Below are 14,948 nucleotides of genomic sequence, written 5' to 3'. Positions count from 1 at the left end.
GGCGACTGGCGAATATGACATTTAACGATCAATTTCAGCCATCGTGCTGGCATAAAAGCGTTCGCGGTAAGTCGTGGGGGCAACCTGTAAATGGCGTTCAAAGACGCGGCGTAAGTTGATTCCTGAACCAAAACCAGTCTGTAATGCGATTTGCTCAATCCCTTCACGCGTTCGTTCCAGGTACTCCCGGGCAGCATCCAGCCGGACATGCTCAACATATTTTGCCGGGCTGGTGCCCGTTTCCCGTAAAAATACCCGGTTGAAGTTACGTGGGCTCATTGCCAGAGATTCCGCCAGCTTTTCCACTGATAAGTTTTCAGCCAGGTTGCTCTGAATCCAGTCCTGTAAATCCCGGATTGGCCCCGGCTTTGCGGCTCTGGCTGGCAGGTAGCGGCTGAACTGGCTTTGCCCACCCGGGCGGCGCAGGTACATCACCATATCCTGAGCCACTTCACGGGCAATGGCATGCCCCATATCCGCTTCCACCAGTGCCAGTGTGAGATCAAAGCCAGAGCTGACACCGGCTGATGTCCACACCGGGCCATCATGGACATATATTGGCCCGCGCTCAACGGTAATATCCGGCCAGGTTTGCGCCATGTAATCCAGCAGCCGCCAGTGAGTTGTTGCCCGGCGCCCGTTCAACACACCCGCCATCGCCAGTAATAACGCGCCACCACACACAGAGACGATACGTTGTGTATACGGAGCCGCCATGCGTAACCAGCTGGCAACTGCATCATCTTCCTCTGCATCCACACCACGCCCGGTGACCATTATCGTGCCACGCTTTTCCCGGGGATCCAGTTCCGTCAGCCGGGCATCAGCCAGCAATGTCAGCCCGGAACGGCCATGCACTGCTTTATGCATTTGGGTCGTGGCAATAGTGACCTGATATGGCGCTTGCGCCAGGCCACTACAGGCATTACGTTCGTTCGCCTGCATCAGGATGTCGGTTACCCCGACAGATTCAAATAACATGCCCCCATCGGGAACAATAATCAGCACTGAGTTCATTGGCAGCCAGGGCGTTATGGTAACTGGATTGGTCACTAATTATAACCAGTAAACAAATTCAGACAACGCCCTGCAACTACCGGCAGTACCGAATTAACGTGGTACGCGCAGCCCACCTTCAGTGCCGTGAGAGAACACCACCTGCCATAACTGAATGTCACGGGAGCGGAAAGCCCCGGCACAGGCATTAAGGTAATAGGTGAACATTCGTTTAAAACGTGGAGAGTAGTTGCTGGCAATCTCTGGCCAGGCAGTGAGGAAACGCTGGTACCAGGCCATGAGCGTTTTGTCGTAATCCGGGCCAAAGTTATGCCAGTCTTCCATCACAAAATGGGGTTCGCTGGCATCTGCTATTTGGCGCACAGATGGCAGGCAGCCGTTGGGAAAGATGTATTTATTAATCCATGGGTCAACATTCATATCCGTTTTATTGGAACCAATAGAATGCAATAAGAATAACCCGTCAGGATTGAGATTGCGGGCCACAACGGAGAAATAGGTGGCATAGTTTTTCGGGCCAACATGTTCAAACATCCCAACCGAAACAATGCGGTCGAACTGTTCGTTCAGGTCGCGGTAATCCTTGAGCAGGATAGTCACGTCCAGGCCAGCACAGCGCTGTTGCGCCAGTGCCTGTTGTTCACGGGAAATGGTGACCCCGTACACGGACACACCATATTCCCGGGCAAGAAATTCGGCCAGCCCGCCCCAACCGCAGCCAATATCCAGCACTTTCATTCCCGGGCGCAGTTGTAGTTTTTCACCAATCAGGCGCAGTTTCGCTTGCTGGGCGCTGGCAAGATCAGTGGCTGTTTTCCAGTACCCGCAGGAATATTGCATAAAGGGATCGAGCATGCGGGTAAACAGATCATTTCCCAAATCATAGTGTTCTTTGCCCACAATCCACGCCCGTTTACGTGACTGGAGATTGACTGTCCGCGCCCATAAAATACGTAATACATCTTTCAGGTGGTGAGGAATTTTAGTGTCCAGCCCGGCGTTAAGAATACGGGTAAAGAAGAGGTCAAGGCGTTCGCACTCCCACCAGCCATCCATATAGCTTTCCCCCAGACCAAGGGATCCTTGTTGCAATATGCGCTTAAATACGTTGGGATTTTTTACCTGGATATCCGCAGCCCCCGAACCATTAATTGTGATACCGGCTTCATCAAGTAGTGTTTCGGCAATACGCCACCAGGCATCACGTTGCGTGGAAGACTCCACCGCGAGAGAGGTATGACTCATTCTGGTTTCCTGCAGATGTTTGAAAGGTTAGTCGTCTGATTATTTTATGGAATTCATTCATGGCAGGTATTACCATGCAAAGACAATTTATATCGAATACAGGACAACCTTGCGATGCCACGCCCTGCCAGAGTTGAAGACCCAGCCGCTACCCGTGCGGCAGAAATCACCCACCTCCCCCGGCCGGTGTATTTCCGCAGTTACCCGATACCCAACAACCACTATGTTGCTCAGCATCAGCATGGGTTTGTTGAGTTTCTTTACGCGCGTAAAGGCGGAATGCGGGTTGAGGTGGATGGCAGAACGCTATTTGTGCCGGTATTTCATGGTATCTGGATCCCACAAAATACACCGCACCAGGTGCAGGCCAGCGGTGATACCCAATTAGAAAGTTTGTACATTTCGCCAGGGAAAATCGCACTGAACCACGCCAGTTGCCATGTGGTGGTGGTGAGCCATTTTGTGCGGGAATTTATTCACCATGCGACAACTCATGTTCCGGCGCATTATGAAGAAACCGGGCCAAATGGCATGTTGGTTACGGTATTGCTCCACTTGCTGGAAAAATTGCCTGATGCCGGTTTTTCGCTTGCCTGGCCTGCTTCCCCGGCAATTATGCAGGTGTGCCGGGCTATTCAGGCTGAACCCGGGCACGCCCATACTATTGATGAATGGGCAGCGCACTGTGGCATGTCTGTTCGCACTTTTTCCCGGCGCTTCAAAAAAGAAACCGGTATTACATTCAGTGAATGGAAACAGAAAATGCGCTTACTGGACGCCGTTATTTTACTAAAAAACAACCATAGTGTGACTCAGGTGGCACTGGATTTAGGCTATTCCAGCATCGCATCCTTTACATATGCGTTTCGCCAAATGTTTGGTGTTCCACCTTCGCGTTACTGAAGGCTCGCCCATTTTTTATGCCAGGCGGCAACAAATGCTTTTGAACGCCCGGTCATGCTCTGTACCTCGGGAGCACTGTACCCCTGGTTGAAGTAAGCTATCACAAGCTGGCGGTCATCCACCAGTTGCTGGCGCCGTTGGGCTGCCTGCAACGCTTTCTCTATTCCCTGGCGGCGTTTTTCATCTGCCGAGATTTGTGGTTCGCCTATCATATGCCATGCGCGTTTACGGGCGGAATCAGGGGTTTCAGGAGAGGTGGCGATATCACGCAGCAAACGTGCGGCACGGCGGTGCATACCCGCAGCCAGTAAACTTTCAGCACGGGAAAACAACTGGTCAATTGAGTCGTACATCAGGAAGTCTCCACAACTGTTGCCAAATCTGCGTGTTACCGCAGATAAATGTAAAGCAACCAACGAAAACGGCACAGACCGGCGCTATTAGCCAGCCACGCCATGGAAAACGAGCAGTTGTCTGATTATCCATCAAAACGCGTTGTCCGTTATTACGCCACTAAGACAGATGTTATAGATTAACGGACAATATCACCCGATAAGTGCAGTGTTGTGTAGTAAACCCGGTACATCAGGCAGGAAGATTACCCAGGCCTGTCCCTCTGCCAGGCAGTAGTAAACCACAGCGTTTACCAGAAAAATGGCAGGTGAACGGCCTGTAACCAGCCCAGCCAGCCACTCACCGCAAGCCCCGGCCCAAAAGGAACGGCCTGGTGGAGTGAACGCTGATTCATGGCGTGCGCCACCAGCATAAACACCAAAGTCAGCAATGCCGCCCCCAGCAAAATGAACGGAAGCATTTGCCAGCCACACCATGCTCCGAGCGCCGCCAGCAGTTTAAAGTCCCCATGGCCCATCCCTTCTTTATTACGTACCAGCAGCACAACCCAGTACAGCAGCCATAAAGCTAAATACCCTGTTACCGCGCCTGCCAGGGCTAATTCCAGGCTAACCGGCCCGGCACCGGAAAGCGCCAGTAACAGCCCACTCCACAGTAAGGGCTGTGTGAGCATGTCGGGCAGTAACATATGCTGTAAATCTGTCAACAACAGTGCGGCCAGTAACGCTGATAACAGTACGCCAGCGGCAAGCAAAACCTGACTGGTCAACAGGCAGGCCAGCCACAGTGAAATCGCAGCCAGCGACAACTCGGTCAGCACATAACGCCAGGCCAGAGGTTGCAGACAACAGGCAGTGCGCCCTTTCAGCAATAGCCAGCCCAATACCGGCACATTGTAATACCAGGCAACAGGGGCTTTGCACAGCGGGCAGTGTGAACGGGGCAGGCAGAGGTTAAAATCACGGTTATGGGGTTGTTCCAGCATTATTGGGATACGCCAGAGCAAAACATTCACCACACTCCCGGCACTGGCGCCCAGTAAGGCAATAAAGGGAAATGAAAACAGTTCAATGGCCATTAACGAAGTCCCTCACAATGAGGTACCAGCACAACATCAATACAGGAATTCGTTACTGCTGCGGTTTCACCATAGTACTGTGCGCTATTTTCACGCAGCGCGACGATTTCGTAACCGGCTGTTATCACTAACCTGGTGGTACGCTGTGTATAACATAGTGCTGAACCGCATAGCTGATATGCACACAATAAAGTCGGCAGCGCACTCTGAATAATATTTCCCATTGTACTATTTTCTGGTTGAACACTTAATTTCGGAACGAATTCCATTTTGCCTCCTGAATATTAATACTGCCTCACCCTGCACACAGTTGGTAACTATGGGCAGAAGGTGTATTTCCTGTTTGTAACGCACAATAGAAAAACATGAATACATGCTCTGTAACCCATACCAGTGAAACCACCCATAATTCATTTTACCGGAATCATGAATGCGCGGGTGAACACAGTTATATTGAGAAACAACCAGACAATCATTAGCCACGAAAAAAAGAAAGACAAAAAAACAGCAGAGATGCTATTTTCCCGCCACACCAAACAGCAACAAAAATATTACCATGAATACATTGATATTCTGTATGAAAAACTTTTTCTTTTATTGACTACATTCGCCAGGGAGTTGATGACTGAGTACGCGCTTCATTCCAGAATTCTCGGGCAAAGCACCCCTGCGACGTAATCACGCTCAGGCCTGGTAGTACATAAGCGGGCGCTCCATATTGAAGGGCTACCGGATTCGCACTGGCGGGCGAACAATAACACCTGCAACGCAATTACCGCATCTCAATTTACAATTCACTGAAAAATTTGGAACTGGCACCGTAAAACAGCTAAAAATAATAAAAAACCATTAAAAGAAGACAAGCAAAAATTCACACTACTGGTACGAAATACAACAAACCTTATATTCAACCTGAACAGAACAACCAATTAACATTTCAGGATTCGCTCTGAAAACCCACTCACACCAACAAAAAAACGGATAAAACCCAACAAACCAACAGATATAAGCTCATCATAATAATACATAACAATAGTTAACCTGCCTGAATACTGCCCGTTTAAAATCTGTATTCAACAAATAATCCCATAACGTTTTAAAGGTGCTAATCAAGGCAATGATTCTCGCTCTCAAATCCCGCAGCATCCATTTTTCATAACCCGCTAAAGGCACATTTTTCGCCGCAATTCAACAAAGAACAGAGCAACATCTGATTTATCATCATAAATGCATTATCAAAGAGAATCGGATATTTACAAATAACCTCAGCAAGCGATAATAATCACCTGATTTTTTTGTGTTAAGGGTGCCCATGAGCGACTCGCAGCAACCCCGCACAGCTCGCAAGCGGCCAATGAAGCTGAGCACATCCGTCATTTTGATGGTGAGCGCCGTCATTATTCCATTATTGTTGGTGGTCCACCTGCTCTACTTTTTTCAGATAAGCGATGCCACGCGTGATGGGCTGGAAGACAAAGCTATGGCTGTCGCCCGCACACTGGCAGATTCGCCACAGGTCCAGCAGGCTTTATTACTGCCACCACAAACCCGGCAAATACAGCCCCTGGCGGAAGCCATTCGCAAACGTAATGACCTGTTGTTTGTCGTGATTACCAATATGGATGGTATTCGTTACTCCCACCCAAACAAAGACGCCATTGGTCACCACTACATTGGCAATGACATTAACACGGCGTTAGTGGGTAATGAGAATGTCTCGGTTAACCATGGTGTGCTGGGTGAAGCGGTACGAGTATATACCCCGGTCTATGATAGCCAGCACCAACAGATTGGCGTAGTAGCGATAGGTATTTCCCTCGATAAAGTAAAAGCGCAAATTAATCACAGCCGCTGGAGCATTGTCTGGACCGCACTGTTCGGTGCATTAATCAGTGCCATTGGTATCTGGTGCCTGGTACGGATGCTGAAACGCATTTTGTTTGGCCTTGAACCCTATGAGATCTCGACATTGTTTGAACAACGCCAGGCCATGTTGCAGTCTATTAAAGAAGGGGTTATCGCTGTTGATGACCAGGCCCATGTCAATTTAATCAACCAGACCGCACGGCAACTGCTGCGTGACACCAGTAGCGTTGATGTACCGCTACCCGGCCACATCAGCGATTCACAGCCACTTATTGCCACGTTACGTGAAGTATTGCAAACAGGCAAACCGCTCCGGGACCAGGAAATAACGCTCAATGGCCGTGTTTTGCTGAGTAATACCGTCCCGGTGCACAGTAATAATACGATTATTGGCGCAATTTGTACTTTCAGGGACAAAACCGAAGTCAGTCAGTTAATGCAGCGACTGAGCGGCATGGTAAACTATGTCGATGCGTTGCGAGAACGCTCCCATGAATTCATGAATAAATTACATGTTATTCTGGGGTTACTGCACATGAAGAGTTATGAGCGGCTGGAAGACTATATTCTCAGCACCGCAAATAACTACCAGGCTGAAATTGGCTCACTGCAGTTAAAAATTAAATCGCCAGTCATTGTCGGTTTTCTGTTGGGGAAAATTAACCGTGCTCATGACGCTGGCCTGCGTCTTACTCTGGCAGAAGATTGTCTGATGCCGGATAACGATAATGAAGACCAGGTCGCGGTATTAATCACTGTTTTGGGCAACCTGATTGAAAATGCCTTTGATGCACTTCAGGGGCAACCCGAAGGGGAAGTCAGTGTATTACTGCATTACCAGGAAGGCTGGCTTTCATGTGAAGTGAGTGATGATGGCCCTGGTATTGCCCCCGAAAATGTTCAGGCTATCTTTGAAAAAGGTTTCTCTTCCAAGGGAAGTGAACGCGGTGTTGGGCTGTTCCTCGCGAAGCAACAAGCAGAAAACCTCGGTGGCTCCATTTCGGTTGAATCAGAGCCCGGTGTTTACACTCAATTTTATGTACAACTTCCCTGGGATGGTAAGAGGATGAGCACATGATCAATGTGTTGATAGTCGATGATGATGCGATGGTCGCGGAACTGAACCGTTGTTATGTTGCCCAGGTACCCGGTTTTACCTGCTGCGCCACAGCCTCAACGTTGCAACAAGCCAGCGAACTGGTGCTCAACAAGCAGCAACCTATCGACCTTATTCTGCTGGATATTTATATGCAGCAGGACAATGGTCTGGATCTGTTACCTGTGTTGCGCCAGGCACAACGCCCCATCGACGTGATTGTGATTTCTTCCGCCGCCGATGCCGACAATATCAAGAAATCACTGAATTATGGTGTTGTGGATTATCTGATCAAACCCTTTCAGTTCTCGCGGTTTGAAGAAGCACTGACAGGCTGGCGTCAGAAGAAAAACTTGATGGATAACCAGCAATATTACGAGCAGGCGGATGTGGACAGGTTGATTCGGGGTAATCTCCAGCAAAACAGCGAATCGAAACGGTTACCAAAGGGCCTGACACCACAAACCCTGCGTACCATTTGCCTGTGGATTGACGCCCATCCGGGTAATGAGTTTTCTACCGATGAACTGGCAAACGCCGTGAATATTTCCCGCGTTTCGTGCCGTAAATACCTTATCTGGCTGGCGCAAAGCGAAATATTGTTTACCAGTATTCACTATGGTGTAACCGGCCGCCCGGTTTACCGTTACCGACTGCAGGCAGAACATTACGCATTACTCAAGCAATACTGCCAGTAACAGTATTTGCCCATGCGTACTTGCCCGGTGTGCGCGTGTTATTGCGCGCTACCGGGGAACCACGCCAGCAGGTATCAACTACCCTGTGGAGCCAGTTGGTAAGATGAGTCCTGCAATGTGAACGTAAATAACTGCTGTGATGAAAGGACAACTCTGCGGTCTTTGGTGACAAAAATCGCTTCAATTCCCGGTTTATTCGCCAGGCAGGCACAACCTTGTTCCACACCCATGCCATATATCAATGTAGTCCAGATATCACCATCAACAGAGTCTTCAGACACAATAGTCACACTGTGAAGTTCGTTATCCAGCGGATACCCTGTGCTCGGGTCAAGAATATGGTGATAACGCTTGCCAGCAAACTCAAACCAGCGCTCATAAGTACCGGATGTCACGACTGACTTTCCTTCCACTTCAATTACGCCAATCAGGTCATCTGGCCCGGCAAACGGTTTTTTCAGGCCGACTGACCAGGGCGTACCCCTCATTTGTGAAGCTCCGCCAAGAGTCTGAACATTGCCGCCCAGGTTAATCAGCCCCTGAAAAACCTGCTGGCTGTGAAGAAAATCCCTGACCCGGTCGGCGATATACCCTTTCGCGATAGCCCCCAGGTCGAGTTCCATACCAGCCTGAGTAAGGAATACGCTATGTTGCTCATCATCCAGTATCACCTGGTGAGGACTGGTTAGGGCTAAACGCGTGCTAATCTCGTCCGCCGGGGGAACACTGCTCCCCTGAAAACCAATTTTCCAGCATTTAACCAGCGGGCCAATGGCGAGGTTAAAAGCACTGTTGGGCAGCAGGCTTGCGGATTTAGCACACTTAATCAACTGATATACCGCCGGGTTAACCACCACCGGGTGCAGACCCGCAGCATGGTTAATGTTCATTACTTCAGAGGGTGAACGGTTAACAGTGAGCAGGTTTTCGTAGTGTTTGATCAGGCGAAAAACCTGGTGGGCCAGGTGTTCATTATGCTGAAAGAGTTTTAACAGAATGGGGGAGCCCATCAGTACGGCGGAGTAAGAATAAACATGAGCTTCTTGCGGCATAGCATCACCTGCAGTATTGCGGGAGAAATACGGTGCCTGCCAGGCCAGCAGGCACCGTAGTGATGTTTAGCGCAACGCGTTGTGTGCTGCGTTACGGCCTGCCAGAATACCGAAGATGATAATATCCGCAACCGCATTACCACCAATACGGTTACCACCATGGATACCCCCAACCACTTCACCGGCCGCAAAAGCACCTTTCAGTACCGCTTTGCTGGCATCCAGAACCTGAGTATCGGTATCAATTGTCACACCACCCATAGTGTGGTGCACCCCCGGGGCGATACGAATCGCATAGAATGGCCCCTGGTTCAGTGGGTGACGCATTGCTGTTTTACGGCCAAAATCTTCGTCATACTGTTTGTCGACAAACACATTGTAACGCTCCAGTGTAGCGAGGAACGCGTGGTAATCCATACCCAGTTTATCGGCCAATTTACGCGGTGATTCAGCACTTTCAACAAACCCGCGCGCGATATACTCATCTGCCGCTTTGTTTTTCAGACGGACCTGTTCATCAAACACCACGTAAGCATATTTTTCCGGTAATGCGATAATCTGCGCAGACACTTTATCGCGGGTTTCCATTTCATTGAAGAAACGGTTACCCGCCTGGCTTACCAGAATTGCCCCACCCCCGCGGATTGATTCAGAAATCAGGTAAGAAGTGGTTTGTTCAACCGTTGGGTGAATTTGAATTTCGCCCATATCCACAGTAGCCGCGCCAATCGCTTCCAGAATGGCAATACCTGAACCTGTCGCACCTTTATGGTTCGTGGTCACAAAGCCATCCAGTTCAGGGCGATATTTCACCACCATGTCACGGTTAGCACTGAAGCCACCGGTTGCCACAACGACGCTTTTTGCGTTGATGACCAGAGATTCATTTTCGTCATTCAACAACTCAACTCCGGCGACAGCGCCATTTTCGTAACGAATCTGGGTTACTGAAGTGTCCAGCATGACATCAATGTTGCGTTTGTTGACGTTTTTCACCAAACCACTTATCAGGAAGCCCCCGACGGCTGACGCGTCAGCCGGGCGGTGAGTACGGTCAATGCTCATCCCACCAGTAATGGTGATGTCGCTCAGTTCGATACCATGCTCTGCCAGCCATTCAATCGCCTGGGGTGCCTGTTCCACAAATTCACGCAGCAAAACCGGGTTATTTTTAAAGTGCCCGCCTTTCAGCGTTTCCTGGTAGAACAGTTCTTTACTGTCTTCAATACCTTTTAATTTCTGGTAGCGTGTTTCTGCCGCGTTCATCCCAACAGAAGCTTTAATGGTGTTCCCGCCAATGCTGGACATTTTTTCCACAATCAGGACTCGGGCACCTTCATCACATGCCTGAATGGCAGCCGCCAGACCTGCACCGCCACTCCCTACCACTACCACATCGTAATGCTGAGGTTGGTTAACATCGCCCCCTTCTTCCAGTAACTGCGCTTTACAGGATTTGGCAATGGCTTTAGAAACTGCTTTTTTCACAGCTTCACTCTGAGTGGTTGCACCGGTAACCGCGTCAACGTGCGGGCTGTTGGCATCCAGAATACGCTCGCGGATGATGTCGAAACTGGTGGAGAACTCAACATCCAGCGCCGGGTTATCCGCCAGGGCAATATCAACAATACGGTCGGTTTCCAGGCTGACATTAATCAATAATTCATTGGCATCATCCTGTACTTTTTCCTGGAAGATACCCGGTTTGAATTTTTTGGAGGCCATGCTCATATCGCGAATCATGGCGTCAACCAGTGAGAATCGCCATAACGGTTCCGGGATGGTTAAGGCTTCACGTTTGGTGCTGTCGATAAACAGATCCAGTTTCTCGCCTTTCGCAATGCGGTCTGCCCAGTCCGGATAGGCAATGCAGGCTTTACCAATAGCGACCAGATCATAGCCATGTTCCATAGCCAGATCCACATCGTCTCTATTCACTACGCCACCTACGCCCATTACCGGAATCTGCGCCAGTCTTTCAGAACGCATGGCAACATATTTCTCGATAAGCGGAGTTGGGTCTGTGGTTTCAACAATGGAAGAACGCAATGTGTAACCAACAGAGAAGTGCAGGTAATCCACACCCCGTTCAGCCAGTTTTTCCAGCAGGAACATGGTGTCATCAAAACGGATGCCTGGTACTTCCAGTTCTTCTGGTGAGAAGCGGTAGCCGATAATAAAAGACGGGTCAGCGTATTGCTGCACCATCTGGTGGGTAATTTCCAGCACAGCCATAGGGAAACGGGCACGGTTATCACGGTTGCCGCCCCATTTATCTGTACGCAGGTTTGAGTTCGGAGAGAAGAACTGCTGAATCAGATAAGTGTTGGCACCGTGAATTTCCACGCCATCAAACCCGGCCTGAATCGCGCGGCGGACACCCTCACCAAATTTGGTTATCATGCCGTCCACTTCTTCAGCGGTCAGTTCTTCTGGTGTGGCAGCTCCATCACGAGGTGCAGCGACAGCGCTCGGGCCAACCGGCGCACGGCCACCAATCAGTTTTGGCTCAACCATACGGCCGCCATGGTAAATCTGCAGAACAGCTTTAGAACCCCTGCTCTTGATTGCTTCCGCGATTTTTGCCAGGCCTTCGATTTTGTTGTCGTTATCAATACCAATAGCGCCAGGGAACGCCAGGCCACGGTCATCAATAAAGCAGCACTCAACAATAACTGTACCTATCGCACCAGCACGTTCACGGTAGTACTCAACCAGTTCGCTATTGACGGTACCATCATAAAAACCGGTACAGGTTGTCATCGGCGCCATCAACAGGCGGTTTTTCAATACAGTGCCATTGGGTAACGTAAATGGACTCAAGACTTTATCGTCACTGTTCATATTAGCAGCTCCAAAGATCATAATTTTAAAAATTGAATTCTGTTGCCGGTGTTTTATTTTTCTTTTTTATTCGTTACCGATTGCATACCTTTAATATAAATCCTTTTTTAGTTCCAAAAGTAATAACATTAGTTAAATAACTATTTACCGAGAAAATTAAGGAGAATTTCACTAATTAAAAAGCAATTTTAAATTCATAATTTACATAAACACAATCTTATTTAACCTTTTATTTACCTATAATCAAAAGTGTTAATAAACACAATAAAAGACCACAAAACCCGCACCATCAAAGGGATGTAACAACTCCTACCAGTAGAAACTTAACGTAAAAAAATGAGAATAAAATACAAACAAAGGGATTATCTCAATCGAGGTTAAAAAAAATCGCAATTCACATGCAAAATTAAAGGCTATTCTCGTGATTTTTATTTACATTAGAATTTATTATTCAAAAATGAAAATATCGCCGTAATTTATTGATCCTGATCAAAAGTAGAAAATATAAAAAAAGCATTATATAAGCATTTAGTCGGGCCAGGAGATTTACTACCGATCCGTAGAAAATACCAAAGAGAGGTCGATTAAAATGTCACTATTAAATAACTAAAAAAACTTAAGTAACTAAAAAAATCAGAGCTGTCTTATCTGTGCATCACAAGATTCTTAACTACTTATAGACAAATCATCATGAAAGAAACTACGAAAACATCGGTTACAAAACCGGCAAGCAAAGCACCGGGGGGTAAAAAAAACCGCCTGCTGTTTATGCTCCTGCCAGTTCTGGTAGCAGTATTACTACTGCTGGTCCCTACTCCTCAAGGCTTACAACCCTATGCATGGCACTTCTTTGCCATTTTTGTTGGTGTTATTGTCGGGCTGATTTTTGAGCCGTTACCCGGTGCCGTGATTGGCCTGACAGGTGTCGTTGTCATCGCGCTGTTTAGTCAGTGGTTGCTGTTCAGCCCTGACGAGATGGCTGCACCGAAATTCAAAATGGCTGCTGCATCGTTTAAATGGGCGGTGAGTGGTTTCGGTAACTCCACCGTCTGGCTTATCTTCGGTGCATTCATGTTTGCCGCAGGCTATGATAAAACCCAGTTTGGTCGCCGCCTGGCGCTGATTCTGGTGAAATATCTTGGCCGCCGCAGTCTGACACTGGGTTACGCCATTACTCTGGCAGATCTGTTACTGGCTCCGTTCACCCCCTCAAATACAGCACGTAGTGGTGGCACGATTTACCCCATCATTGCCAACCTGCCTCCACTTTACGGTTCAAAACCTAATGATCCGAGTGCTCGCAGAATTGGTTCCTACCTGATGTGGGTAGCCATTACCGCCACCTGTATAACCAGCTCCATGTTCCTGTCCGCGCTGGCACCAAACCTGCTGGCACTGGCCCTGGTGAAAAGCACCGTCGGTATTGCTATCTCCTGGGGCAACTGGTTCATGGCTTTCCTGCCTCTGGGTGTACTGCTGATTCTCATTATGCCGCTGTTGGCTTACTGGCTGTATCCGCCTGAAGTCAAAATCAACGATGAAGTACCGCGCTGGGCGAGTGAAGAACTGGCTAAACTGGGGCGTCTGTCTCGTAACGAAATTCTGTTGCTGGTGTTCGTGTGCTGTGCACTGATGATGTGGATTTTCGCTGCCAGTTGGATTGAACCGGCAATGGCTGCATTACTGGTTATCACACTGATGCTGTGGACTGGTGTACTGGAGTGGAGCGATATTACGGGCAACAAAGCAGCCTGGAACACATTTGTGTGGTTCGCAACGCTGGTTGCGCTGGCAGGTGGCCTTTCTTCAACCGGCTTTATTAGCTGGCTGGGTAAAGAAGGTGGCGCACTGATGAGTGGTATTTCTCCGGGCACTGCAACAATTGTACTGCTGCTGGCGTTTTACCTGCTGCACTATCTGTTTGCCAGCACGACGGCACACACCACCGCATTGCTGCCAGCTGTACTGACTATCGGTTCCACTATTCCGGGTATGAACATGCAAGTCTTCTGCCTGTTGCTGGTCACTTCGTTAGGTGTGATGGGTATCATCACGCCATATGGTACTGGCCCCAGCCCGATATACTATGGTAGTGGTTACTTACCGACCAAAGACTACTGGCGTCTGGGAACCATCTTCGGTGTCCTGTTCCTGGTAGCACTGATTGTGATTGGCTATCCATGGATGTCCATGATGTTCTGATGATTACCGGGGCGCTACGCCCCGGTTTTACACTGTCTGCACCTCAGCCTTTGCCATGCTATATCGCTGGCGAAGGCATCAATAACGACCGTCGCCAACAGCTGTGTCACTGGAAGAATGGCGACAATAATGGATGAAGTGAGGAACAAAATGTCAACCAAACCCTTCTACTACCAGAATCCTTTTCCTGTAGCAAAAGACGATACCGAATACTATCTGTTAACCAAAGACTATGTCTCTGTCAGTGAGTTTGACGGCGAAAGCGTCCTGAAAGTGGACCCCAAAGCCCTGACCCTGCTGGCTCAGCATGCATTCCGCGATGCCGCGTTCCTGTTGCGCCCGTCGCACCAGAAACAGGTGGCGGCCATTCTCAGCGACCCACAGGCCAGTGAAAACGACAAATATGTGGCGCTGCAGTTCCTGCGTAACTCGGAAATTGCCGCCCGTGGCGTGCTGCCCACCTGCCAGGATACCGGTACCGCCATCATTATGGGGAAAAAAGGCCAGCGCGTCTGGACCGGCGGCGGCGATGAAGCGGCCCTGGCGCAGGGGGTGTACAACACCTATACCGAAGAGAACCTGCGTTATTCCCA

12 protein-coding genes are annotated in these 14,948 nt (G+C 49.1%); 5 read left to right on the top strand and 7 right to left on the bottom strand.

Annotated elements, in window-relative coordinates; genetic code table 11:
- Positions 1-21: 21 nt before the first annotated feature.
- Together A9B99_RS15670 and cfa are read right to left on the bottom strand one after the other, a co-directional pair.
- Entirely contained in the window at positions 22-1,017 is a 996-nt protein-coding gene (locus tag A9B99_RS15670; RefSeq protein WP_064599070.1) for a GlxA family transcriptional regulator, read from the bottom strand.
- A 93-nt stretch (positions 1,018-1,110) separates the two neighbouring features.
- Positions 1,111-2,262 carry a cyclopropane fatty acyl phospholipid synthase gene (gene cfa / locus A9B99_RS15665; protein WP_064599068.1) on the bottom strand — a complete coding sequence of 384 codons (1,152 nt, stop codon included), beginning with the start codon at positions 2,260-2,262 and terminating at the stop codon, positions 1,111-1,113.
- 114 nt (positions 2,263-2,376) lie between these two features.
- On the opposite strand from cfa, the gene A9B99_RS15660 reads away from it, so the two are divergent.
- Positions 2,377-3,165, top strand: a complete 789-nt coding sequence (locus tag A9B99_RS15660; RefSeq protein WP_064599066.1) for a helix-turn-helix transcriptional regulator — start codon at positions 2,377-2,379, stop codon at positions 3,163-3,165.
- Here the strand turns inward: A9B99_RS15660 and A9B99_RS15655 are convergent.
- The 3 genes from A9B99_RS15655 to A9B99_RS15645 all read right to left on the bottom strand — a co-directional run bounded on the left by A9B99_RS15655 (position 3,159) and on the right by A9B99_RS15645 (position 4,866).
- Positions 3,159-3,518, bottom strand: coding sequence for a hypothetical protein (locus A9B99_RS15655; protein WP_064599064.1), 360 nt, complete (start codon positions 3,516-3,518; stop codon positions 3,159-3,161). The two genes, A9B99_RS15660 and A9B99_RS15655, sit on opposite strands and share 7 nt — an antisense overlap.
- 290 nt (positions 3,519-3,808) lie before the next feature.
- Positions 3,809-4,597, bottom strand: coding sequence for a prepilin peptidase (locus A9B99_RS15650; RefSeq protein WP_064599062.1), 789 nt, complete (start codon positions 4,595-4,597; stop codon positions 3,809-3,811).
- Positions 4,597-4,866, bottom strand: a complete 270-nt coding sequence (locus A9B99_RS15645; protein ID WP_064599061.1) for a hypothetical protein — start codon at positions 4,864-4,866, stop codon at positions 4,597-4,599. Before A9B99_RS15645 ends, A9B99_RS15650 begins: the two co-directional genes overlap by 1 nt.
- A 1,043-nt stretch (positions 4,867-5,909) precedes the next feature.
- Here A9B99_RS15645 and A9B99_RS15635 point away from each other — a divergent pair.
- Positions 5,910-7,541: a sensor histidine kinase gene (locus A9B99_RS15635; protein WP_064599056.1), complete on the top strand. Its 1,632-nt coding sequence runs from the start codon at positions 5,910-5,912 to the stop codon at positions 7,539-7,541.
- On the top strand, positions 7,538-8,257 hold the full coding sequence (gene dcuR, locus A9B99_RS15630) for a two-component system response regulator DcuR (RefSeq protein WP_064599054.1): 720 nt from the start codon (positions 7,538-7,540) through the stop codon (positions 8,255-8,257). The genes A9B99_RS15635 and dcuR overlap by 4 nt, the downstream gene beginning before the upstream one ends.
- A 74-nt stretch (positions 8,258-8,331) precedes the next feature.
- Here dcuR and A9B99_RS15625 read toward each other — a convergent pair whose 3' ends face one another.
- Both A9B99_RS15625 and A9B99_RS15620 read right to left on the bottom strand, forming a co-directional pair.
- Positions 8,332-9,309 (bottom strand): FAD:protein FMN transferase, encoded by a 978-nt coding sequence (locus A9B99_RS15625; RefSeq protein ID WP_064599052.1) that lies wholly within the window; start codon positions 9,307-9,309, stop codon positions 8,332-8,334.
- A gap of 66 nt (positions 9,310-9,375) precedes the next feature.
- Positions 9,376-12,153, bottom strand: coding sequence for a flavocytochrome c (locus tag A9B99_RS15620; protein WP_064599727.1), 2,778 nt, complete (start codon positions 12,151-12,153; stop codon positions 9,376-9,378).
- Positions 12,154-12,843: 690 nt separating this feature from the next.
- On the opposite strand from A9B99_RS15620, the gene A9B99_RS15615 reads away from it, so the two are divergent.
- The gene (locus A9B99_RS15615) at positions 12,844-14,355 is read left to right on the top strand and encodes an anion permease (protein ID WP_064599050.1); all 1,512 of its coding nucleotides are present in this window, start codon (positions 12,844-12,846) and stop codon (positions 14,353-14,355) included.
- A 150-nt stretch (positions 14,356-14,505) separates the two neighbouring features.
- The coding region (locus A9B99_RS15610) for a fumarate hydratase (RefSeq protein ID WP_197499255.1) at positions 14,506-14,948 on the top strand (443 nt) is incomplete at its 3' end.

The organism is Mangrovibacter phragmitis (genome assembly GCF_001655675.1).
Classification (GTDB): Bacteria; Pseudomonadota; Gammaproteobacteria; order Enterobacterales; family Enterobacteriaceae; genus Mangrovibacter; species Mangrovibacter phragmitis.
This window is presented reverse-complemented; position numbering and strand designations above follow the sequence as displayed.

Excerpts from the sequence above, each read along its gene's own strand:
- A9B99_RS15670 (WP_064599070.1), bottom strand. The coding sequence starts at position 1,017 with ATGAACTCAGTGCTGATTATTGTTCCCGATGGGGGCATGTTATTTGAA.
- cfa (WP_064599068.1), bottom strand. The coding sequence starts at position 2,262 with ATGAGTCATACCTCTCTCGCGGTGGAGTCTTCCACGCAACGTGATGCC.
- A9B99_RS15660 (WP_064599066.1), top strand. The coding sequence starts at position 2,377 with ATGCCACGCCCTGCCAGAGTTGAAGACCCAGCCGCTACCCGTGCGGCA.
- A9B99_RS15655 (WP_064599064.1), bottom strand. The coding sequence starts at position 3,518 with ATGTACGACTCAATTGACCAGTTGTTTTCCCGTGCTGAAAGTTTACTG.
- A9B99_RS15650 (WP_064599062.1), bottom strand. The coding sequence starts at position 4,597 with ATGGCCATTGAACTGTTTTCATTTCCCTTTATTGCCTTACTGGGCGCC.
- A9B99_RS15645 (WP_064599061.1), bottom strand. The coding sequence starts at position 4,866 with ATGGAATTCGTTCCGAAATTAAGTGTTCAACCAGAAAATAGTACAATG.
- A9B99_RS15635 (WP_064599056.1), top strand. The coding sequence starts at position 5,910 with ATGAGCGACTCGCAGCAACCCCGCACAGCTCGCAAGCGGCCAATGAAG.
- dcuR (WP_064599054.1), top strand. The coding sequence starts at position 7,538 with ATGATCAATGTGTTGATAGTCGATGATGATGCGATGGTCGCGGAACTG.
- A9B99_RS15625 (WP_064599052.1), bottom strand. The coding sequence starts at position 9,309 with ATGCCGCAAGAAGCTCATGTTTATTCTTACTCCGCCGTACTGATGGGC.
- A9B99_RS15620 (WP_064599727.1), bottom strand. The coding sequence starts at position 12,153 with ATGAACAGTGACGATAAAGTCTTGAGTCCATTTACGTTACCCAATGGC.
- A9B99_RS15615 (WP_064599050.1), top strand. The coding sequence starts at position 12,844 with ATGAAAGAAACTACGAAAACATCGGTTACAAAACCGGCAAGCAAAGCA.